General features: G+C 71.0%; 21 protein-coding genes and 2 pseudogenes. 6 read left to right on the plus strand and 17 right to left on the minus strand.

Going from position 1 to position 21,248, the window contains the following annotated elements:
* The first annotated feature begins 63 nt into the window (after positions 1-63).
* Genes OHS58_RS35630 through OHS58_RS35640 form a run of 3 tightly spaced genes read left to right on the plus strand, consistent with a single transcriptional unit; the run spans position 64 to position 2,580 of the window.
* Positions 64-972: a sugar kinase gene (locus OHS58_RS35630; RefSeq protein ID WP_328645382.1), complete on the plus strand. Its 909-nt coding sequence runs from the start codon at positions 64-66 to the stop codon at positions 970-972.
* Positions 969-1,586 (plus strand): bifunctional 4-hydroxy-2-oxoglutarate aldolase/2-dehydro-3-deoxy-phosphogluconate aldolase, encoded by a 618-nt coding sequence (locus OHS58_RS35635; protein WP_326945178.1) that lies wholly within the window; start codon positions 969-971, stop codon positions 1,584-1,586. Before OHS58_RS35630 ends, OHS58_RS35635 begins: the two co-directional genes overlap by 4 nt.
* Complete coding sequence (locus OHS58_RS35640; protein WP_328645383.1) at positions 1,579-2,580, plus strand: lactonase family protein; 1,002 nt, start codon at positions 1,579-1,581, stop codon at positions 2,578-2,580. Before OHS58_RS35635 ends, OHS58_RS35640 begins: the two co-directional genes overlap by 8 nt.
* Before the next feature lie 48 nt (positions 2,581-2,628).
* On the opposite strand, the gene OHS58_RS35645 is transcribed toward OHS58_RS35640, so the two are convergent.
* The 4 genes from OHS58_RS35645 to OHS58_RS35660 are packed head-to-tail and all read right to left on the minus strand — an operon-like array spanning position 2,629 to position 7,697.
* A complete protein-coding gene (locus tag OHS58_RS35645) occupies positions 2,629-4,641 on the minus strand; it encodes an alpha-galactosidase (protein WP_328645384.1) in 2,013 nt (670 codons plus the stop codon).
* Between the two features lie 14 nt (positions 4,642-4,655).
* On the minus strand, positions 4,656-5,477 hold the full coding sequence (locus OHS58_RS35650; RefSeq protein ID WP_326945181.1) for a carbohydrate ABC transporter permease: 822 nt from the start codon (positions 5,475-5,477) through the stop codon (positions 4,656-4,658).
* On the minus strand, positions 5,474-6,397 hold the full coding sequence (locus OHS58_RS35655) for a carbohydrate ABC transporter permease (protein WP_326945182.1): 924 nt from the start codon (positions 6,395-6,397) through the stop codon (positions 5,474-5,476). The genes OHS58_RS35650 and OHS58_RS35655 overlap by 4 nt, the downstream gene beginning before the upstream one ends.
* A gap of 1 nt (position 6,398) precedes the next feature.
* Entirely contained in the window at positions 6,399-7,697 is a 1,299-nt protein-coding gene (locus OHS58_RS35660; protein WP_326956617.1) for an ABC transporter substrate-binding protein, read from the minus strand.
* A gap of 159 nt (positions 7,698-7,856) precedes the next feature.
* Between OHS58_RS35660 and OHS58_RS35665 the strand changes: the two genes are divergently transcribed.
* Positions 7,857-8,558, plus strand: coding sequence for a FadR/GntR family transcriptional regulator (locus tag OHS58_RS35665; protein WP_326956615.1), 702 nt, complete (start codon positions 7,857-7,859; stop codon positions 8,556-8,558).
* Between the two features lie 32 nt (positions 8,559-8,590).
* Here the strand turns inward: OHS58_RS35665 and OHS58_RS35670 are convergent, their stop codons facing one another.
* The 3 genes from OHS58_RS35670 to OHS58_RS35680 are packed head-to-tail and all read right to left on the minus strand — an operon-like array spanning position 8,591 to position 10,440.
* The gene (locus OHS58_RS35670; RefSeq protein ID WP_326956614.1) at positions 8,591-9,187 is read right to left on the minus strand and encodes a TetR/AcrR family transcriptional regulator; all 597 of its coding nucleotides are present in this window, start codon (positions 9,185-9,187) and stop codon (positions 8,591-8,593) included.
* A 34-nt stretch (positions 9,188-9,221) separates the two neighbouring features.
* Positions 9,222-9,938, minus strand: coding sequence for a hypothetical protein (locus tag OHS58_RS35675; protein ID WP_326956613.1), 717 nt, complete (start codon positions 9,936-9,938; stop codon positions 9,222-9,224).
* Positions 9,931-10,440 (minus strand): SigE family RNA polymerase sigma factor, encoded by a 510-nt coding sequence (locus OHS58_RS35680; RefSeq protein WP_326945187.1) that lies wholly within the window; start codon positions 10,438-10,440, stop codon positions 9,931-9,933. Before OHS58_RS35680 ends, OHS58_RS35675 begins: the two co-directional genes overlap by 8 nt.
* 135 nt (positions 10,441-10,575) lie before the next feature.
* Here OHS58_RS35680 and OHS58_RS35685 point away from each other — a divergent pair, with 135 nt between their 5' ends.
* The gene (locus OHS58_RS35685; protein WP_328645385.1) at positions 10,576-11,595 is read left to right on the plus strand and encodes a threonine aldolase family protein; all 1,020 of its coding nucleotides are present in this window, start codon (positions 10,576-10,578) and stop codon (positions 11,593-11,595) included.
* Positions 11,592-12,170 (plus strand): HAD family hydrolase, encoded by a 579-nt coding sequence (locus OHS58_RS35690; protein ID WP_328645386.1) that lies wholly within the window; start codon positions 11,592-11,594, stop codon positions 12,168-12,170. Before OHS58_RS35685 ends, OHS58_RS35690 begins: the two co-directional genes overlap by 4 nt.
* 28 nt (positions 12,171-12,198) lie before the next feature.
* Here OHS58_RS35690 and OHS58_RS35695 read toward each other — a convergent pair whose 3' ends face one another.
* The 10 genes and pseudogenes from OHS58_RS35695 to purD all read right to left on the minus strand — a co-directional run bounded on the left by OHS58_RS35695 (position 12,199) and on the right by purD (position 21,242).
* The gene (locus OHS58_RS35695) at positions 12,199-12,387 is read right to left on the minus strand and encodes a hypothetical protein (protein ID WP_247059237.1); all 189 of its coding nucleotides are present in this window, start codon (positions 12,385-12,387) and stop codon (positions 12,199-12,201) included.
* Positions 12,388-12,489: 102 nt separating this feature from the next.
* On the minus strand, positions 12,490-13,668 hold the full coding sequence (locus OHS58_RS35700) for a pyridoxal phosphate-dependent aminotransferase (RefSeq protein ID WP_326945190.1): 1,179 nt from the start codon (positions 13,666-13,668) through the stop codon (positions 12,490-12,492).
* 90 nt (positions 13,669-13,758) lie between these two features.
* Positions 13,759-13,974: pseudogene (locus OHS58_RS35705) on the minus strand (transglycosylase SLT domain-containing protein); the annotation flags it as partial.
* A gap of 1,710 nt (positions 13,975-15,684) precedes the next feature.
* Positions 15,685-15,993: pseudogene (locus OHS58_RS35710) on the minus strand (WXG100 family type VII secretion target); the annotation flags it as partial.
* Between the two features lie 20 nt (positions 15,994-16,013).
* Positions 16,014-16,325, minus strand: coding sequence for a hypothetical protein (locus OHS58_RS35715; protein WP_326945191.1), 312 nt, complete (start codon positions 16,323-16,325; stop codon positions 16,014-16,016).
* Positions 16,326-16,457: 132 nt separating this feature from the next.
* The gene (locus tag OHS58_RS35720; RefSeq protein WP_328645387.1) at positions 16,458-17,231 is read right to left on the minus strand and encodes an ESX secretion-associated protein EspG; all 774 of its coding nucleotides are present in this window, start codon (positions 17,229-17,231) and stop codon (positions 16,458-16,460) included.
* A gap of 2 nt (positions 17,232-17,233) precedes the next feature.
* Positions 17,234-18,862 (minus strand): hypothetical protein, encoded by a 1,629-nt coding sequence (locus tag OHS58_RS35725; protein WP_328645388.1) that lies wholly within the window; start codon positions 18,860-18,862, stop codon positions 17,234-17,236.
* Between the two features lie 9 nt (positions 18,863-18,871).
* Positions 18,872-19,438: a DUF3558 domain-containing protein gene (locus OHS58_RS35730; RefSeq protein ID WP_326951710.1), complete on the minus strand. Its 567-nt coding sequence runs from the start codon at positions 19,436-19,438 to the stop codon at positions 18,872-18,874.
* A gap of 25 nt (positions 19,439-19,463) precedes the next feature.
* On the minus strand, positions 19,464-19,844 hold the full coding sequence (locus tag OHS58_RS35735; protein ID WP_328645389.1) for a hypothetical protein: 381 nt from the start codon (positions 19,842-19,844) through the stop codon (positions 19,464-19,466).
* A gap of 123 nt (positions 19,845-19,967) precedes the next feature.
* Positions 19,968-21,242 (minus strand): phosphoribosylamine--glycine ligase, encoded by a 1,275-nt coding sequence (gene purD / locus OHS58_RS35740; RefSeq protein WP_326945194.1) that lies wholly within the window; start codon positions 21,240-21,242, stop codon positions 19,968-19,970.
* Between the last annotated feature and the right edge of the window lie 6 nt (positions 21,243-21,248).

Here is a 21,248-nt window from a genome sequence, read left to right on the forward strand (position 1 = left end):
GACGCCTCAGGCTCCGTCAAGAATAAATCCTAAATTAAGATTTCACGCGCTATGCTCTCGTTGATGAACACCGAAGTCGTCACTCTCGGCGAGGCGATGCGGCTGCTGCTCGCCGAGCCCGGCGTCGCGCTGCGGCGCGCGCACACCTTCACCTCGTCGGTCGCCGGCGCCGAGACGAACGTCGCGGTCGGCCTGGCCCGGCTCGGCCACGGCGTCCGCTGGCTGAGCCGCGTCGGCGACGACCCGTCCGGCGCGCACGTGCTCGCGACGCTGCGCGCGGACGGCGTCGACGTCTCGCGCGTCGAGGTTGATCCCGAGCGCTACACGGGCTTCTTGCTCCGGGACACCGAAACGGTCGAGTACCACCGAAGCGGCTCCGCTGCTTCGCGCCTGTCAGCTGCGTACGTGCGCGAAGCGGGCCTCGATGGCGCTCGGCTCGTGCACGTCTCCGGGATCACGGCGATGCTGTCACCCGGAGCGTGTGAAGCCGTCGAAGCGCTCTTCGCGCTCGCACGCGCTTCGGGCGCCTGGGTGTCCTTCGATCCGAACGTCCGGCTGAAGCTCGGCCGCCCGGAGCGCTGGCGCGAGACCGTCGGGCCGCTGCTGACCAGGGCGGATCTGGTCTTCGCCGGTGAAGAGGAACTCGAACTGCTCGGGCAGACACCGGACCCGCTGCTCGCGGGCCGGGCGCGGACGGTGGTCGTCAAGCAGCGGGACAAGATCGCGCGGGCAGTGACGGCGGAGGGCTCGTGGAAGCAGGACAGCCTGGTCACGCGGGTCGTCGATCCGGTCGGCGCGGGGGACGCGCTGACGGCGGGGTACCTGTCGGCGTGGCTGCGCGGCACGTCGCCGGAGGAGGCGTTGCGCGCGGGCGCGGCCTGCGCGGCCCGGGTCGTCGGCACGCGGACCGACCTCGAAGGCCTGCCGGACCGGAGAGAACTGGCACTGATCAGCACGGAGGTGGACCGATGACCTACCGCTGGGAGATCACGGCGAATGCGCTGCGTCAGGGCGTCGTCGGAATCGTACGGACGCACGACGCGGAATCCGCGGTGGAAGCGGCGCGCGCGGTCATCGAAGCCGGGCTGCGCTCGGTGGAGCTGCCGCTCACGAACCCCGGCGCGCTGGACGCGATCTCGGGGCTCTCCGCGGCCTACCCGGACGCGACGATCGGCGCCGGCACGGTGCTCGACGAGGCGTCAGCGGTCCTGGCCATCCGCGCCGGCGCGCGGTTCCTGGTGTCACCGTCGGTGGACGCCGCGGTGATCCGGACCGCGCACCGGTACGGCGTCGCGGCGTTCCCCGGCGCGGGCTCGGTGACGGAGATCGTGCGGGCGCTGGAGGAAGGCGCGGACGCGGTGAAGGTGTTCCCGGCGTCCGCGCTGGCGCCGTCGTGGATCTCGGACGTCCGGGCGGCGCTGCCGCAGGCGCCGCTGGTACCCACCGGCGGCATCGGCCCGGAGGACGTGCCACGCTGGCTGGCGGCCGGCGCGGTGGCCTGCGGGGTCGGCTCGGCGCTGACGCGCGGGACCACCGAGGAGATCGCCGTCCGGGTCGAGACGTTGTTGAGGAGCACGCATGGCTGAGCTGGTCTTCGTCGGCTGCTACACCGGCGAGGCGGGAAACGGCACCGGGATCACGACGTTCTCACGGTCGTCGTCCGGCTTGACCGAGGTCGCCTCGCTGCCACTGGAGTCGCCGTCGTGGCTGGTCCGGCACCCGTCGCTCCCGGTGCTGTACGCGGCGAACGAGACCGCCACCGGCTTTGTGACAGCACTGTCGTTGTCGCCTGCCGGGGCTCTTTCGGTGTTGGGCACTGCTTCTACCGGCGGAGCCCACCCGTGCCACCTGGCGGTGACCCCGGACGGCCGGTTCCTGTTGTGCGCCAACTACACCGGCGGCAGCCTGGCGGTGTTCTCGCTGTCCACTTCGGGCGCCTTGGTCTCCCGGACGGCCTTGGTCCAGCACACCGGAAGCGGCCCCTCTGCCGACCGACAGGAGGCGGCGCACGTCCACATGGCGGTCCCGTCGGCGGATTCGACGGTGGTGAGCGCGGTCGACCTGGGCACGGACGAGATCCGCAGCTACACGCTGTCTTCTGACGGTTCCCTGTCGCCACTCGCCGTCTCGTCCCTGCCGCCGGGCACCGGCCCACGTCAGCTGGTGCGGCGGCCGGGGACGGACCTGGCGTACGTGGTCGGCGAGCTGGCCGGAACGCTGGTGACGGTCCGCGAGACGTCTCCGGGCGCGTTCTCGGTTGTAGCCGTGACGCCGTCGACGCTGTCGTCGGTGACACCGAACCTGGTGGCCCACCTGGAGCTGGCGGGCTCGCGAATGTACGTCTCGAACCGCGGCCCGGACTGCGTCACGGAGTTCGCCCTCGACGACGCGGCCGCGGTGTCGGACCAGCCGTCCGGCGCGAACCCGCGACACTTCGCCCTGGTGGACGGCACGTGTTACGTCGCGGCCCAGAGCGACGACGCGATCACGGCGTTCACGCTGACGGCGTCGGGCGACGCGGAGCTGCGCCGCTACCCGACGGGGTCGCCGACGTTCGTGCTGCCGGTCTCGCTGCCCTGAAAGCCGTGAAGGCCTCCTTACCGGCCATAAGAGCCGGGAAGGAGGCCTTCACGGCTTTCGGCGGAGGATGACCACGTCGGCGTCGTGGTCTGCGGTCCAGTCGAACGGGAGGCCCGCGTACCTCAGGTGCGTGCCCGAGTAGTGCACACCGGAGGCGTCCACATAGGACGAATTCGAGCGCACCGAGAGGCGTACCCGCGACGAGCGGCCCGGGACCAAGGGTGCTCCGGTCAAGGTGCCCGTGTTCCACGCCAGGACGACCACCGTGTCGCCGTCTTCCGAGGTGTACTGGGTGGCCGCCGTGGGGGCGGTTGGGCCGTGGATTGCCTGGGCCGTGCCGTGGTGGATCACTGGGCGGATCTGCTTGTACAGCGCCACCAAGGCAGCCGCTTCTGCGAGTTGAGAAGGGTTCCAGCGTGACAGGTCCGCGCCGATTCCCAGCACTCCGGCCATTGCTGTGACGAAGCGGAAACGCAGCGAACGCGGGCGTGGGTCGAAGACTCCCGGTGCGTCTGTCACCCAGGAACTCATCAGGTGCGGCGCGTGCATCAGCAGGAAGCCGTCCTGGATGGACAGGCGGTCCAGCGGGCCCGTGTTGTCGCTCGGCCAGACGACGTCCGTGCGCGCTACCGTTGCCAGGTCCGTGCGGCCGCCGCCGCCTGCGCAGGCCTCGATCGTTACGTGTGGGTGTTGAGCGCGCAGGTGGTCCAGGACCGAGAGATAACCCTCGACGTGCTCGGCGTCCAAGTCGGCGGAGGGGGAACCGGGGCGGCCGCGTTCCGTTGGTGGGCGGTTCATGTCCCACTTCAGGTACGAGATCGGGTACGTCGACAGCAGTGAGTCCAGAGTGGACTTGATGAAGGAGACCACCGCGGGTTGGCCCAGGTCCAGCAGCAGCTGGTTGCGGATCAGCGTCAAGGGACGCCCGTCGATGCGGTACACCCAGTCCGGATGCGCGGCGTAGAGCCGCGACTTCGGGCTCACCGCCTCCGGCTCCACCCACAGGCCGAACTCCAGCCCCAGGTCCCGCACCGAGTCGACGAACGCGCCGAACGACTCGTCCGCCGGGGTCCAGTCACCCAGGCCGCCGGTGTCGTCGTCGCGGCCGGTGAACCAGCCGTCGTCCACCACGAACAGCTCGACGCCGATGTCGGCCGCGTGCTTCGCCAGCTCCAGCTGATGCTCGCTTCGGACGTCGAAACCCGTTGCTTCCCAAGAGTTGTAGAGCACCGGACGCGGACGCTGCCACCGGGAGCCGGCCAGCACTCGGTCGTAGTCGTGCCAGACCGACGCCAGCCTCGGCAGTCCGTCCACATTGGACGCCAGGGCGACCGGCGGTGTTGACAGAGAGGCGCCGGGTTCTAAAAGCACCGGGCCCGGGGACGGCAGCCGTCCGGCTCGGATGCGCGTCAAGCCGGACGGCTCGATGTCCGCCTCGATGGACCACGAACCCGGCCAGGCCAGCGAGACGCCGTAAGCAGGGCCGCCGGAGACGTCCTGCACCGCCAGCCACGGGACGTGCGCGTGGCCCGGCACGCCGAACCGGCTCTCCATCCGGAACCCGCCGGCGGGCAGAGCCAGTGTCTGCCGGGTGAACTCCTGTGACCACTGGCCGGTCAGGTACGTCAGCTGGGCGCCGCCGACCGTCGGGACGCACACGCCCGCCGAGCCGAGCCGGTCGAACTCCAGCGTCGATGTTCCGGTGTTGGTGAACTCGACCCACCGCGTGAGGACGTCCGTGTCGGGCACCGGCCGGTAGCACAGCACCGCGCGCAACCCGGTCACTTCGTCCACAAAGGTCAGACGCAGATCCGCATCCGATGCGGCGCCGTCGAAGCGCCACCACGAACCGCCGCGCACGGCGACGTCCGCGCCGGAGAACGGGCGCAGGCCCAGCGGTGCGTACTCGACCGGGGCCGCGTCGGCCTCGGTGATGAAGTGCACCGAGCCCGCGTTCGTGAAAACCGACGGGCCGTCCTCGATCCCGGCCGGTCCCCAGGCGACGAGTTCGGCCCACCGGGAAGTGGGGTCCAGCGCCACGGTGTACGAGGTGGTCTTCATGGCCACGGTCCACGTCACTTGATCGCCCCGATCGCCAGCCCCGAGATGAAGTGCTTCTGGAACCGCAGGAAGACGGCGACCGTCGGGACGGCCGCGATGACCGAGCCCGCCGCGATCACGTTCCAGTTGGACACGTACTGCCCCTGCAGGCCGAGCAGCGCCGGCGTCACCGGCATCACCGTGCCGGTGCGCAGCACGGTGATCGACCACAGCAGGTCGTTGAACGTCCAGGTGAACGCCAGCGCGCCGAGCGCGGCCAGCGCCGGGCGGGTCATCGGCAGGATGATCCGCCCGAAGATCTGCACCACGCCGGCGCCGTCGATCAGCGCCGCCTGCTGGATCTCGTCCGGGATCGAGCGCATGAACCCCTGCAGCACGAACGTGTAGAAGCCGAGCCCGAACCCGACCTGCACGACGATCAACGCCGTCAGTGTGTCGTAGATCCCCAGCAGCTCCGACAGCTTCGCCACCGGGACCAGCAGGATCTGCGGTGGCAACAAGTTGCCGGACAGCATCACCAGGATGATCGTGCGCCGCAACGGAATCTGGTACCGGCTCAGCGCGAACGCCGCCGCCGCGCTGAGCAGCAACGACAGCAGCACCGTCGGGATCGTGACGATCAGGCTGTTCAGCATCGCGTGCCCGCCGCCGCCCTCGCCCCACGCCTGCCCGAAGCCGTCGAGCGAGAACGACGCCGGCAGCGCGCCGAGGCCGTTCGACGCGATGTCGGAGAACGTCCGGACGCTGGTCGTCAGCACCAGCACGATCGGCAGCAGCCACAGCACCGAAAGCCCGCCCGCGAGCAGGTGGAACCCCGCGGTCCGCGTCCGCCTCACGAGTCCTCCCGGAATGCGCGCACGAGGTAGGTCACGATCACGCCGAACGCCAGCACGAAGATCACGACGGCCAGCGCGGACGCGTAACCGAGCCGCAGCGACTGGAACGCCGTCGCGTACATGTACGTGCTGAGCACCTCGGACGAGTGGTACGGCCCGCCCTTCGTCATCGACCAGATGACGTCGAACGACCGCAGCGAATCGATGATGATCACCGACAGGACCACGGAGTTGACGCTGCGCAGCTGCGGCCAGGTGACGTTGCGGAACTGCTGCCACGCCGTGGCCCCATCCAGTTTGGCCGCTTCGTAGAGCACCGGGTCGATGCCCTTGAGCCCGGCCAGGTACAGCACCATCACGTACCCGAGCTGCCGCCATAACGCCGGCACGAGCACCGCGTACAACGCGGTCTTCGGGTCGGCGAGCCAGGCGTGCTGCCAGCTGCCGAGCCCGATCGCGGCGAGCAGCCGGTTGATCACGCCGTCCGGCTGGTAGATCACCTGCCAGATCAGCGACGTCGCCACCAGCGAGAACACCACCGGCGTGAACAACGCGGCCCGGTAGAAGCCGACGCCCTTGCGTTCCTTCTGCAGCAGCGTGGCGAGCGCGAGCCCGCCGACGGCCGAGAGGCCGCCGAAGAGCACGAGCCAGATCACCGTGTCGAGCGCGGCCGTGCCGAAGATGTCGTCGGAGAACATCTCGGCGAAGTTCCCCAGGCCGACGAACTGCGGCGCCGAGACGCCGTCCCAGTTCGTCAGCGCCAGGTAGAACCCCTGCAGCGCGGGCCAGAACACCCAGAACCCCTCGACGACGAGGGGCACCAGGACGAACGCCAGCAGCACGGGCGAGACCCGGCGGCGACGACGGCGTTTCGCGGCCAGGAACGCCGTGTCGGGCCGTTTCGCGGTCAGCACCGCCATCTCAGGACTGCCAGACCTTCTGCGCGGCGGTCTGCCAGTCGCTCAGGATCGAGTCGAGCTCGTTCGGCTTCTGGATGAACCGGATCAGGGCCGCGTCGGCGGTCGGCTGCAGCGCGTCGGAGGAGTCGCGGTTGAAGAACTGCGTGATCTCCTTGGCGTCGGTGAGCAGCTTCCGTCCTTTTCGGACCAACGGCGTGCCGTTGTCCTTGGCGTCCGGGTTGGTCGGCAGGACCGTGCCGGAGGAGTTCTTGATGTAGAGCTCCTGCGCCTCGGCCGTCGCGGCGTAGGAGAACCACTCCTTGACCTCGGCGACGTGCGGGGTACGCGCGCTGGCGAAGAAGCCGTCGGTCGGGCCCTCCTCGGCGACCGGCACGGCCGGGTCGAGGATCGGGAACTGGAAGAAGTCGAGGTCGTCCAACGCGTCTTTCGGGGCGGCGTCGGCGAAGAACGTGCCGGTCAGGATCATCCCGGTGCGGCCCTGGAGCAGCACGGTCGTGGCGTCCTGGAACGCGATCGCGGTGCCGTTGGGGTCGGTGTAGGGCAGCGCCTGGCGCCACGGGTCGAAGATCTTCTTGACGCGCGGGTCGTCGAAGCGCTGCTTGCCGGCCAGCAGTTCGCGGTGGAACGGCGCGCCGTTGATCCGGATGTTCAGGTAGTCGAACCAGGCCGACGCGGTCCACGGCGTGGTGCCGCCGGCGCCCATGCCGATCGGCGCGATGCCCTTGCCCTTCAACGTTTCGCACAGCGCGAGGAACTCGCTCCAGGTGGTCGGCGGCCGCACGCCCCACTTCGCGAAGTTCGACTTGCGGTAGAAGAAGCCCCACCAGTAGTACGACGTCGGGACGAAGACCTGGTGCCCGGCGCCGTCGCCGGAGAGGTTCCGGAAGGCCGCGCTGTAGTTGCCCATGGTCTGCCAGACGTCGCCGACGTCGAGCAGCAGGCCCTTGCGCGCGTAGCCCGACAGCAGCGAACCCGGGTACCACGTGAAGGTGTCCGGTGGGTTGGCCGCGGTGAGGTAGCTGGGCAGCTGGGTGCGGAAGGTCTCCGACGCGACGGTGTTGACCGTCGCCGTCGCGCCGCCCTTCGCGCCGAACGCCTGCGCGAGGGCCTCGATGGCCTTCTTCGCCTCGGGCGAGGACAGGTTCGACTGGACGGTGACCGCGCCGGCGGCCTGCTTGACCGGGCCGTTGGACGCGGAAGTGGCGCAGGCGGCGAGGAAACTGCTCGAGCCGATCGCGCCCAGCCCGGCCAGGCTCGCGTTGCGCAGGAAACGACGGCGGGACAGGCCGGCACTCGTCATCTCTTGACCCCTTTGTCTCGATGTCCGCACGGGCGTGACTGCTGCCAAAGAGTGCAACCGGGCGCCGTCGCTGTCAAGATGTATTCATAATTTATGACGACTTCGCCGTCAGCGTAGGATGCGCTCAGCTAGACCGCCGCCAGCTGAGAGGGCCCTCCATTGACCGAACACCGGCCACGCGGGCTGCACGGCCAGACCGTGGAGGCGCTGGCCAGCCGGATCCTCTCCAACGAGTGGGGCGAGGGCACCGTCCTCGACCTGCCGGCGCTGCGCGAAGAGCTCGACATCAGCCTCACCGCGCTGCGTGAGGCCCTGAAGGTGCTGGCCGCGAAGGGCATGATCGACGCGCGCCAGAAGCGCGGCACGTTCGTCCAGCCGCGCGAAAAGTGGAACATGCTCGACGCCGACGTCATGCGCTGGCAGACCGCGGCCGCCGACGACCCGGGCCTGCTCGACGAGCTGACCGAGGTCCGCGCGGTCGTCGAACCGGCCGCCGCCCGGATCGCGGCGGAACGAGCGTCCGACGAGGACATCGAGTCGCTGCGGGAGGCGCTGTCGGACATGGCCGCGGCGGAGGGTCCGGAGGCCAGCGTCCAGGCCGACCTGGCGTTCCACCGGCGGCTGATGACGGCCACCCACAACAACTTCCTGATGCGGATGGAGCGGATCATCGCGATCGGCCTGGCCGAGCGCGACAAGGTGGTGCACGGCGCTTCGGCGGCGGAGGACCCGGTGCCGTCGCACCGCAAGGTGCTGGACGCGATCATCGCCCAGGACCCGGCCGCGGCCGAGCAGGCGATGCTGGCGCTGGTCACCAAGTCCCGCGACGACCTGGCGAAGGCTCAGCGCACGCGGTCGTGAGTGCGTAACAGTGTTCTAACACTGTTACGCACTCACGAGCCGTCGAGCGCCGCCTGCAGCATGCGGGCCGCGGCGGCGCGGGGTGCCGGGTCGACGGCGATCAGCGCGTTGACGACCGCGCCGTCGACCAGCGCCACCAGCTTCTCCAGCTCGGCCTCGCGCACCGGCGTGCCCGAGCGGGCGAAGATCTCCGTCAGCAGCTCGTTGAGCTGGACCGACAGCGTCCGCATCAACGGCCGCAGGTACGGCCGGCGGCCGGTGGCGACCAGGCGCTCGTAGCGCAGCAGCACGGCTTCGGCGTCCGCTTCCTCGTCGCCGCTCTCCGGGCCCAGCAGCATGTCGAGCACCAGCTCGACCATCGCCTGGACGCCGCGGTTGCGCGTGGCGAGCTCCTCCAGCCGGCGGCGGCCGGTCTCGAGCTCGGCGTTGCCGTGGTGCTCGACCGCCGCGGCGACCAGGTCCTCCAGCGAGTCGAAGTAGTACGTCGTCGACGCGAGCGGCAGCCCGGCCCGCTCGGCCACCGCGCGGTGCCGCACGGCGTCGAACCCGCCCTCGACGAGCAGCTTCGCGGCGGCCTCGACGAGCGCGGCGCGCCGTCGTTCCCCCTTGGGAGTTGCCGCAGCGGTCATGGCCGTTCATTCTGCCAAGCGGCCCGGCGGCGCCTCAGAAGCGGGGCGCGAGTTCGCTCGCGAACCGGTCCACGTCACCCGCGTACGGGGCCGCGTTCGCCGCGTCCGGCACGCTGACCAGCACCAACGTGCCGCCGGACGCCGTGGCCACCCGCGCCGTCACCGTGCCCGCCGGCTGGGACTTGAAGGCCACCGAAATGCCCTTCGGGTACACCGCCGCGGCGACCTCGCCGCCCGGAACCGGGAACCCCGCGGACCGCGACGCCGTCGTACAGGCGCTGCCCGGGGACGCCTGGGCGGCGGCGACGTGGCCGGGAAGCTCGCCAGCGAGGGCGATGGCGAGCTCCCCGTCCACCTCTTCGCACCCGGAGGCGCCTTCGGCCAGCTGGCCGGTCTTCCCGTCTACGCCGCCCCCCTGCTGGGGCGGCGTGGACGAGAAGTTCGGTGACTCCCCACCGGCTTGAGGACGGGCCACGCTGGGGTTCGGTTGTCCCGAACCCGGGCCCGACTGCGCCGACACGGCGTTGTCGCTCGCCGCGGTCAGCGACTCGGGGGTACCCCCGGAGAGCAGCCCGTAAGCGCCGAACCCGACGACGACCAGGGCCGCGGCGCTCACCCCGGCGGTGATCCGGTTCCGGCGCCGCACGGTCTGGCGGCGGGACTCGCGCACGACGTCACCCTGGTCGAACGAGGGCGACGGCGCGTCCCCGGGCGCGGCGGAGAACAACGACCGCAGCTCCTGCTCATCCATTGGTCTCCACCTCCCGTTCGAGTACCTGCTTCAGGTTCGCCAGCCCGCGGGCGGTCTGGCTCTTCACGTTGCCTTCGCTGCAGCCCAGCGCCTGCGCCGCGCCGGTCACGTCCAGTCCTTCGAAGAACCGCATGACCAGCACCGCGCGCTGCTTGGGCGGCACTTCCTTCAACGCCGCGAGCAGGTCTTCCCTGGTCGCGACGAGGTCGTCGAGCCCGGGTCCGTCGTCGACGCGTTCCGGCAGCACTTCGGTCTGCCACTCGCGCCGCCACGGACGCCGCGATTCGTCGATCGTCGCCCGCACGAGCGTCTTGCGCACGTACGCGTCGGTCGCCGCGCGATCCCTGATCTTCTTCCACCTCCGGTGCAGCGCGACGAACGCCGTCTGCGCGAGGTCGTCCGCCCGGTGCCAGTCGCCGCAGAGCATGTACGCGGTCCGGCGCACGGCGTCCCGCCGGGCGGCGAAGTACTCCGCGAACTCCTGTTCGTCGCGCTGATCCACGCGCTGTCGTGCTCCGCTCTGTTGTCGTCGGTGGGTAGGACGGAATCAGGGGCGTCCACGGTTGCACGGACCACCCGGGTTCGACCACTCAAGGGCTCATTGATCCCCGTCCGGCCGGTGTGATGTGATCACTCCGTGACCTTCACGCTGCCTCCGCTGGACTTCCGTTCCGACACCGTCACCCGGCCGGACGACACGATGCGGGCGGCGATGGCCTCCGCCGAGGTCGGGGACAACGTCCTCGAACGCGACCCGACCGTCGCCGAGCTCGAAGAGAAGGCCGCCCACGTCCTGGGCATGCCGGCCGCCCTGTGGGTGCCGAGCGGGACGATGGCCAACCTCGTCGCGTTGAGCCTGCACCTGCAGCGCGGCGACCGGTTCCTGGCCACGCGCGGGGCGCACGTGCTCGCCAACGAGCTGGGCTCGGCCGCGTGGCTGGCCGGCGGCATGCCGGAGGCGCTGGAGCACGACGGCGGCCCGGGCCGCCCTTCGCCGAGCACCCTCAAGGCGGCGATCGGACAACCCGGGCCGTACTTCACATTACGGACATCTCTCCTCTGCCTCGAGAACACGCACAACTCGGCCGGCGGCGCGGTGACCCCGCCCGACGAGCACGCCCAGCTGCTGGCCGTCGCGAAAGAGGCCGGGCTGACCGTGCACCTCGACGGCGCCCGGCTCTGGCAGGCCGCGGTGGCCCTGGAGGTGCCGCCGGCGGCGCTGACGGTCGGCGTCGACACCGTGTCGGCCTGCTTCAGCAAGGGCCTCGGCGCGCCGGTCGGCTCGGTCGTCGCGGGCAGCGTGGACTTCGTCGAGCGGGCCCGCCGGATGCGGCAGATGCTCGGCGGCGGCGTCCGGCAGGGCGGCGTCCTGGCCGCGGCCTGCCTGATCGCCCTGGACCGCGTCCCCGACCTGGCCGCCTCGCACGAGAACGCGCGACGGCTGGCCGAGGGCCTGAACGAACACGGCTGGCCGACCAACACGCCGGACACGAACATCGTGCTGGCCGAGGTGCCCGACGTGCCGGCGGCGCTGGCCTGGCTCGACTCGCTCGGCATCCGCACCGGGCCGATGGCGGGCAAGGTCCGGTTCGTCACGCACCGGGACCTGAGCGCGGCCGACATCGACGAAACCCTGCGCCGGATGGAGAAGCAGTGAACTGGATCGTCTTCGACTACGGCGACGTGCTCAGCAAGCCGAGCGCGGCCCGCCCGGAGCTGGCCGCCAAGCTCGGCGCGCCGCTGCCCGAGTTCGAGCGGGCCTACTGGGACCTGCGGATCCCCTACGACGCCGGCAGCACGCCGCTGGAGTACTGGCAGACGGTCGGCGACGCGCTGGGCCGGCCCGTCGACGAGGCGCTGTCGGACGAGCTGACCCGGATCGACGTCGAGGGCTGGGCGCACCTGGAGCCGTCGTCGAAGGACCTGCTCGAGGCGCTGGCCGAGGCGGGCGCGTCACTGGCCCTGCTCTCGAACGCGCCGTCGGTGTTCGGCGAGTGGGTCCGCGAGCAGGACTGGGCGCGGTTGTTCCAGGTGACGCTGTTCTCCGGCGACGTCCGGTGCGTGAAACCGGACGCGAAGATCTTCGAGCTGCTGCTGGAGCAGCTCGGGGCCGAGCCGGGCGACTGCCTGTTCTTCGACGACCGTCAGTCCAATGTGGACGGCGCGCGGGCGGTCGGGCTCCAGGCCCAGCTGTGGAACGGTGCCGAGGCGGCGCGGGCGTGGCTCGAGTGAGCCGCCCGGCGCCGCTCCGGCGCCGCGCTCAGTAGCGGTTGATGCGCTTGGGGTCCTTCTTGCCGCTGATGGCGCCGTAGGCGGCCGTGCCGAGGAAGATCACGCCGCCGATGATGGCGATCCACAGGACGGCCTTGAACACGAAGCCGATCACGGCGCCCAGCACCATGAACGCCACCCAGGCGACGATCAGGCCGCCGACGATCTTCCAGAACATGGCTTCCTCCGATGTGTTCCCGTGGCCCCTCCGGCCTCGTGACTCAAGCGTGCCACCTCGGCCGGGGAAACTCCCCTCGCAAGAGCAACGTTCAGGGATGAATCAGGGTTCCCCCTGGCCCAGCCAGGCCCCCAGGCGGCGGACGCCCTCGTCGATGTCGTCGGCGCTGCCCGCGAAGGAGAAGCGCACGTACTTGCCGCCGTCGACCGGGTCGAAGTCGACGCCGGGCGTGATGGCGAGCCCGGTGTCGGCCAGCAGCCGCTGACACCAGCTGAGGCTGTCCTCGGTGTGGGCGCTGACGTCGGCGTACGCGTAGAAGGCGCCGTCAGCGGGGGCCAGCTTGTCGAGGCCGATGCCCTTCAGGCCGGCGAAGAGCCGGTCGCGGTTGGCCCGGTAGTGCTCGACGTGCGCGTCGGCCTCGGCGTACGCCTCCGGCGTGAACGCCGCGATGGCCGCGTACTGGGAGACCGCGGGCGGGCAGATGGTGAAGTTGCCGGTCAGGACGTCGACCGCGCGGTGCAGCCGCTGCGGCACGAGCATCCAGCCGAGCCGCCAGCCGGTCATCGCGAAGTACTTCGAGAAGCTGCCGAGCACCATCGGCTCACGGCCGTACTGCCACGCGCAGTCGAGCTCGGCGCCGTAGGAGACACCGTGGTAGATCTCGTCGCTGATCAGCTGGACGCCATGCGACGCGCACCAGCCGGTGATCGCGGCGAGCTCCCCGGGCGGCAGCACGGTGCCGGTCGGGTTGCTGGGGCTCGCGACGATCAGGCCGTCGATCGGGCCCAGCTCGTCGAGCAGGGCCACGGTGGGCTGGAAGTTCGTCTCGGCGGTCGTCGCGAACTCGACGACCTCGCAGCCGAGCACGGACAGCAGGTTCCGGTAGGCCGGGTAGCCGGGCCGGGCCATCGCGACCCGGGCGCCGGGGTCGAACGCGCTGAGGAAGGCCAGCAGGAACCCGCCGGACGACCCGGTCGTCATGACGACGTCCTGCGCGCTGACGTCGAGGCCGTACTTCCGCCGGTAGTGCCCCGCGACGGCGTCCCGCAGCTCCGGGACGCCGAGCTGCTCGGTGTAGCCGAGGGGGCTGCTCCGGAGCGCCTTTTCCGCGGCTTCGAGGACGGGCTTCGGCGCGGGCACGGACGGCTGCCCGGCGGCGAGCGACACGAGATCGCCGTGACTGCGCTGCCGCGCCCCGGCCGCGGAGATGACGTCCATGACGTGGAAGGGCGGCACCGCGGCCCGCAGCGCGGGCCCGGCGAAGGCTCCGAGGTCGACCATGCCGCCAGGCTAGCTCCCGGTCACCGAAAAGCCGTGAAGGCCTCCTTCCCGGCTCTTATGGCCGGTAAGGAGGCCTTCACGGCTTTTGGCTCAGTAGCCTTGGTAGGCGCCGCCGTGCGCCATCGCCTTGATGCCGGGCACGTTGCCGAGGCCGCCGTAGCGGTCGACCGAGTACTTCACGCCGGCGATGATGTTGTCGACCGGGTTGTAGATGTTGTCGTGCCCGGGCAGCTTGTGCGCGTTGAACGTCGAGTCGATGCACTGCATGAGCCCCTTGGACGGGTGCCCGGCGGCCGCGTTCGAGTTTCCGGTCAAGAAGATGTGATCACCTTCCTGAGCCGTCCACGTGCCCAGTTCCGTCGTCACGCACCACACGTCACCCCGGCCGGCAGCTTCCTTGTTCAGGAAGGCTCCAGTGACGACCGGGTTGTTCAGGTGCACGGAGAACTCCCGGCGCCACGTTTTCGGCTGGTTCGCCCGTTCGACCGGGAGAACGCGAGGCCGCGATCCGGACAGGTAACCGGCCAGCGCGATGGCGTCGAGAACGGCACCGGCCGCCTGGTAGACGACCACCTGAGGTCGCGAATAGCCGGGCCGCGAGTACCGGCTTCCCTCGGCGTCGATGACCGCTTCCAGCCACGCCGCACGCTGCCCGCTGGACATCGCCAGCACCTGGGCGACCGCGTCGGACTTGGGATTTCCGGCTCGCCTCAGCAGATCCTGGGCGTAGTCGTGGTCCAGGCGGAACTGGTGTCGAGGCCCGCACCCGCCGCGGTCGTCGACGTACACCGCGTGCGGCACGCCGTCGAGAAGCCGGCGGATCTTCGCCACCATTTCGGGCTTCGACTGGGCGATGGACATGGTCGGGCGGTGCTGCCGGGTTTCGACGTGACCATCACCGGCGATCCACCCGAGAACGGCGGCTTCCGGCACGCTGATTTCCAGCGTCGACTCGGTCGCGGCCGGCGCCGTCAGCAGAATCCGGTCACGCGATCCGACGTCCTGGGTGGCGACGAAGCCGGGCTCGTTCTCGTACCGGTTCTCCTGCTTCGGCGAAACGAAGCCGTGTTTCTTGCGCCGATGCACCGCCACGCCGTTCTCCGGCTGGTGCGCCGCACGCGGCGCCCACCCACATTCCGGACAAATCACCGGCAGGTCGGAACGCCGGACATTGACCCGCGGCAGGTTGAGCCAGCGATGGTTCGGTGTCGTGGTCGCACTCCACCGGGAGTTGCTCATCCGGACCAGCTCGGCGTCCTCGTGGTGGACGACCCTGGTGATCCGCGTCCACTTGCCGCGCCCGGTGGCCGGGTCGAAGCCGATCGTCTCGTCGCCGACCTCGACCGCGTCGTGCTTCAGGACACCACGCTTGGTCAAGATCAGCGTGTCCAGTGGCACGCAGTCCCAGTTGTTGATGGCGTTCGGGTTCCCGCCGGACTCGTGCTGGATGATCGCCCAGATGTTGGGGATGTCGGCGTCGGTCACGGGGACGCCGGCGGCCTGGAGTGCCTTGATGGCCTCCTGGATCCACTGCTGGACGTTGCCCGGGGGCGGCGACGCGGGCGGGCCGCCGCTGGGGCCGAGGCCACCGCCTCCGCCACCACCACCGCCGCCTCCGCTCCCACCGCCGCCGCCGTGGGACGCGCCGTTGGAGTGGATGCCGCCGGTGCTCTTGGGGGCCGCGGCCGAGCTGGCCGGCAGCGGCACCTGGTCGTAGCCGCCCTCGATCTGCTGGGACATCAGCGTCTGCGACGCCTTGATCGCGGTGTCGGCCTGGGTCTGCAGCCCGGCCACGTCACCGTCGTAGCCCGCGGTGATGGTGTGGATGTCGGTCTTGGCCGTCGCGAGGATCTCGGCCGCGCTGGGGCTCGGGGCCGGCTTGCCGTTGTCGACCGCCGTCTTGGCGTCAGCCAGCGCTTTGTTCATGGCCGACTCGGCCGTGGTGTTGCGGGCGTTGACGTCCTTCTCCGCGGCCAGCTGCTTGTCCTGGACGGTCTTCTTGATCTGCGCGAGGTTCTGCTGCAGGTCGTCGAGGTCCTTGGCGACGTCTTCGAGGTGGGTCTGCACCTTCGTCCCGGCGTCGCGGACCTGGCGGACGTAGGTGAAGAACTGGTCCGCCGCGGGACCGGCCCACACGTGCGCGTCCAGCGAGTCCGTGGAGGTCTTCAGCGAGGCGTTGTGGTCACCCGCGTTCTTTCCGGCGTCGCGGAACTGCGTCGCGGCGTCGGTGATTTTCTGCAGATCGACCTTTTCGACCTGGTTCACCTTTTGCAGGAAGGCGTCCCAATTGTCGGGCGTCCCGGCGCCGACCCCGTTCAATGCCACTCTCGTGCCCCCTGCTCAGTTCACTTGTCGACGTGCAGCTTGAGGTCGCTCGCCCCGACCTGGTCGGTTTCGGCGATCAGGCCGGCGGCCTTGCGCATGGCGAACCCCAGCGCCTCCATGTGCTTGCCCGCGGCGTCGAACTGGCTGTGCACGCCGTCCTTGAACTTGCCGACCGAGCTGTGCGCCTCGCCGTTGGCGTCCATCCCGCCGAAGGGGCTTTCCTTCTCGTGGTCCATGCCGGTGAGCTTGCCCTTGGACTTCTCGAACTCGTCCTTCAGCTTCTCCACCTGGCCGGCCGCGATGGCCATCGAGTCGGCGTCGTAGACAGGCACGGTTCGTCATCCCCTTCGGAAAACTTGTGTCCGCCCGATCAGACGTCGGCACGACCAGGACGGTTCCCCGCATACTTTATGACGTCCCGCGCACTGTGCGTACCGATCTCCGCCAACTTCCCCCGGCGGGGTTCAGGCCTCCGCCACCAGTTCGCGGATCCGGGTCGCCAGCAGGGCGTTGTCCGCCGGGGTGACGGTCGCCCACTCGCGGCCGTCGCGGTCCTTCGCCACCTGGAACAGGTAGCGGCCCGCGTCCGTGTCGAAGAACGCCAGGACCCGGGGCGCCCGGTGGGCCACGCCGTCGCGGCCGGTGCGTTCCGCGCCGAACTGGCCGCGGGCTTCCTGGCCCAGCAGCATGCCGGACAGCTCCTGGGCCTGGAACAGCACGACGCCCTGGTCTTCCAAGGCCGTGACCAGCGCCTTCGGGTCGCCGCTCGCCGCCGCGTCCGCCGCGCGCAGCGTGTCGTACGGGATGCTGACCGTCTGGCCGATGCCCGGGCCGAGGTCGCCCGCCACCGAGACCGCCGCCTCCGGGAGGCCGTCCTCCGCCGCCGGGATCAGCCAGACCTCGTTGTTGTCGACCACGGCCAGGACCGCCTGGCTGCGGACGTTGACCGCGCGGCCGCGGATCTCGCGCTCGGCCCACACCCACACGTCGATGCCGAACTGCGGGCGGGCCAGCAGGTGCAGCATGTCGGCCACCTCGCCGGACACCCGGCGGTTGCGGGCCAGGCGCCGCTCGGCCAGCGACGTCCAGGCCGCCTCGACGACCTCCGCGCGTTCCGTGCGGGTGGTTCCCCCGCTCGGCACGTCCAGCGCGACGTGCCGGCGAGGCAGTCCGAGCGACTCCCAGAGGACGTCGAACTCGGACGCGGACAGCACGAGGCTGCCGTGGTCACGCGTCACGGTCAGTGCCCGTCCCCGCCGTGGTCACCGATCACGTCGGGCGAAACCATGCGCTGGTCGGCGAACAGGTCCTTGTCGTCGACGCCGAAGCGGCGGACGTGCTCGTCGTCCTCCTCCTGCGGCGCGGCCTGCGACAGGAACCGCGGGTCCTCGCCCTTCTGCTTCGTGCCGATCTGCTCCGACTTCCGCAGCGCGGCGGCTTCCTCCTCGGGCAGCTCGCCGACCGGCAGCGGCCGCACCGGGCCCTTCGGCTGGTTCTGGCTGCGCTTCTCGCGGTCCTTGTCGCCGGCGAGCGCGCCACCGGCCGCACCCGCGCCGACCGCCGCCGCACCCGCGCCCAGCTCGCCCGGGGTCGCGCCCGGCTTCGCCGCGAACCCGCGTTCGGCCGTGAACTGCCCCGGCGCGATCGGGGCCTGCGGGGCGGCGCCGACCGTGCGGCCCTTCGCCAGCAGGCCGTCCGCGCCGCGGTTCGCGCCACTGGCCGAGCCTTCGAGCCCCGTCACGCCGGAGCCGGAAGCACCGCCACCGCCGAGCGACTTGATCGGCGACGTCGCCGTCGAGCCGGTCGCGGGCCCGCCCGGCAGCTGGCCGGAACCAGAGCCAGAGCCGGGACCGGACGAACCGGGCGCGCCCGGCGGGACGAAGGTGTTCGGGTCGCCGCCACCGGGCCGGCCGGGGTTGAACCCGCCGGGCCGGCCGGGCTCGCCGGCCGTGCCGCGGCCCGGGGCGTTGACCCAGCCGGGGCCGGGTGACGTCGGCGGCTTCGCGGCCGACGGCGCCGTCGCGGAGCTGGGCGACGTGCCCTGGCTCGCCGGGACGGTCACGCCGGTGTGCCGCGGCGGCGGCGCCACCGGCCGCGACGGCTGCTGCTGCGCCGGGGTGCCGTAGACCGGGGTCGGCGGGTCGGCGTGGACCGTGTGCGACACCGGCTGCACCACCGGCGGGTCGACGTGCACCGAGCGGACCTTGTCCGACGCCGGCCGCACGCTGCCGTCCGGGGTGACCGCGACGGACGCGCCGGCGACGTCCAGCACGCCGGGCGTGACACCGGGAGCGGCCAGCTTCAGCGACTCGGGGTCCGACAGCGACTGCGTCGAGAGCAGGTTGGTGCCGCTGTCCTGCGCGTACTCGTTCAGCGCCTGCGTCGCCTGCGCCTTCGCGTTGTTCGCGGCCTCGACCTGCCGGGCGTGATCGGTCTCGAAGCCGATCAGGCTCAGCAGCAGGCCGTCGCCGAGGGTGTAACCGCCCGCGCCCTTCCGGACGGTCTCGGCGTCCGGGAGCTTGTACTTGGTGCGGTTGAACGCCTCACCCTGCTCGAACACCATCTCCGCGGCGTGCGCGACCTTCGTGGTGGCGTCCTGGGAGAACCCGGCCTGCTCGGTGAGCACCTGGCTCGCCGCGCCGCCGGCCTGGCTCTGCCACTCGACGCCGAGCTTGAGCAGCTGGGCGCGCAGCGTCTGGTCGGTGTGGGCGAGAGCGGTCGCGACGGCCTTCAGCGCGTCGACGGCGGTCCCGATGCTGCCGGTGCCGTCGCCGGTGATCATCCGCGTGATCTGGTCGGCGATCGCGGTGTTGGTCCAGCCGTCGAACCGGTGGTTCTGGATCCCGGCCGCGAGCTCGGAGAATTCCACGCGCTCTCCCTAGTTGCGTGACTTCAAGGACTGCAGCGCCAGGTCGGCGGCGTGCGCCGACATGTCGCACAGCTGCGGCTGCGTGAGCTGGCCGCGGGTGACGGCGAAGGTCTGGACGGCCAGCGTCTGGCCCCTCGCCACGCCGACGAGCGTTTCGCAGTCGGCCGGTTCGCCGGCCGCGCGGTAGTTCGTCAGCGCCGGATAACCGCCGATGTTCTTCGGTTCGGTGGTCATGCTGTTCTTCTTGCGGGCGCCGGTGATCCACTGGTCGAGGTCGGACGACACCGCCCGCACGTGGTAGGAGTGCACCGGCTCGGCACCGTCCGCGTCGAACACGCAGGTCGGCCCGTCCTGCTCCGGCGCCTCCCGGGGCGCGCTGGTGATCTTCAGCGCGTCGAGCTGCACCTGCGGGAAGACGTCGCACAGGTTGACACCCTGCAGCGTCAGCTCGGCCGGCCGTTGCGGCAGCTGAGCCGCCTTGGCGCTCTGCGACGCCGCGGTCGCGGCCGTCTCGACCGGGTAGGGGGTGCCTTCGGTGCCCGCCGAGCAGCCGGCGAGCGCCGCTGTCGCGAGCACGCCACCGGTGATCCGCAAGGTCCGGTTACGCACCGTGCTTGCCGCGGTCACCGAACACCGCCGCCTTCTCGTCTTCGCTGACTTGGTAATCCTTCGCCGCGTCTCGCAGCTGCGAAACCAGGCGCTTGAGACCCGCGACGTACTCGCGGACCTGGCCCGCGTAGGAGCGGTCGCCGTCGGCGATCACGGAGTTCCAGGCCGCCATCGACTGGGTGCTGATCACGTCGGCGGACGGCGCGTCGATCCGCAGCTCGCCGAGCCGCGTGAGCAGCTGGTCTTCGAGCGCGTTGGCCTGCTCTTCGACGATCCGGGCGACGTCGAGGACCTTGTCCGGGCGGACCAGGACGTCCGCGGCGGCCGGCGCCACCGGGACGGCCGTGCTGAGGTCGTACGAGGGTCCTGACATGCTCTCCCCTGACGTGATACCGACAGTGACCGGTCGATTCCCGTTGAGGCTACCAACCACGACGTAGCCGGAGCCTGAGATTCGACGAAGTTCGTCGCCCGCCGGTTCCCTCGTTCCCTCAGATCAGGCGTTCTGCTGCGCCACCGGGGCGCCGACCTCGCCGTTCGCCGCCTTGAGCGCGATGTCCGTGCGGTGGTGCGAGCCCGCGAGGTGCACCTTCTCCACGGTTTCGTACGCGTGCTTGCGCGCCGACTTGAGCGTCTTGCCCGTGGCGACGACCGAGAGCACGCGGCCGCCGGCGGACACGACCGCGCCGTCGTCACGCCGCCGGGTGCCGGCGTGCAGCACGCCGTCGATCTCGCCGCCGGTGATGACGTCGCCGGTGCGCGGCTTGCCCGGGTAGCCGTCGGCCGCGATCACGACGGTGACCGCGGCGCCGCCGGCCCACTCCAGCGGCGGGTGCTCGGCGAGCTTGCCGGTGGCGGTGGCCTGCATCAGCCCGGCGATCGGCGTGCGCAGCAGGGCCAGCACGACCTGGGTCTCCGGGTCGCCGAAGCGGCAGTTGAACTCGATGACCTGCGGGCCTTCGGACGTCAGCGCGAGCCCGGCGTAGAGCAGGCCGGAGAACGAGGCGTCGCGCGCGACCAGCTCGTCGGCGACCGGCTGGACGACGCGCTCGACCAGGTCGTCGACCAGGTTCTCGGGCGCCCAGGGCAGCGGGGCGTAGGCGCCCATGCCGCCGGTGTTCGGGCCGGCGTCATCGTCGCCGACGCGCTTGAAGTCCTGCGCGGGCAGCAGCGGCACGACGGTGTGGCCGTCGACGAAGCAGAAGAGCGAGGCCTCCGGACCGTCCAAAAAGGACTCCAGGAGGACGGGGTGACCGCCGTCGAGCAGCATGATGGCGTGCTTGCGCGCGACGTCGTAGTCGGTCGTGACGACGACGCCCTTGCCCGCGGCGAGGCCGTCGTCCTTGACCACCCAGGTCGGGCCGAAGCGGGCGAGCGCGGCGTCGAGGCGGGCCGGGTTGTCGACCACCTCGCTGCGCGCGGTCGGCACGTTCGCCGCGGCCATGACGTCCTTGGCGAACGCCTTCGAGCCTTCGATGCGGGCCGCCGAGGCCGACGGGCCGAAGCAGGCGATGCCGGCCTTGCGGACGGCGTCGGCGACGCCGGCGACGAGCGGGACCTCGGGCCCGATCACCACCAGGTCGGCCTGCCAGCTCTTCGCGAGGGCCGCGACCGCTTCCGGGTCCGCCGCTTCGACGCCGAGCTGCTCGGCCATCGCGGCCGTCCCGGCGTTGCCGGGCGCGCAGGCCAGGGCGGTGACCGTGGGGTCGCCGGACGCCGCGAGGACGAGAGCGTGCTCACGGGCGCCGGAGCCGATTACCAGTACGCGCACGCCGCA

This window comes from Amycolatopsis sp. NBC_00348 (genome assembly GCF_036114655.1).
Taxonomy (GTDB): domain Bacteria; phylum Actinomycetota; class Actinomycetes; order Mycobacteriales; family Pseudonocardiaceae; genus Amycolatopsis.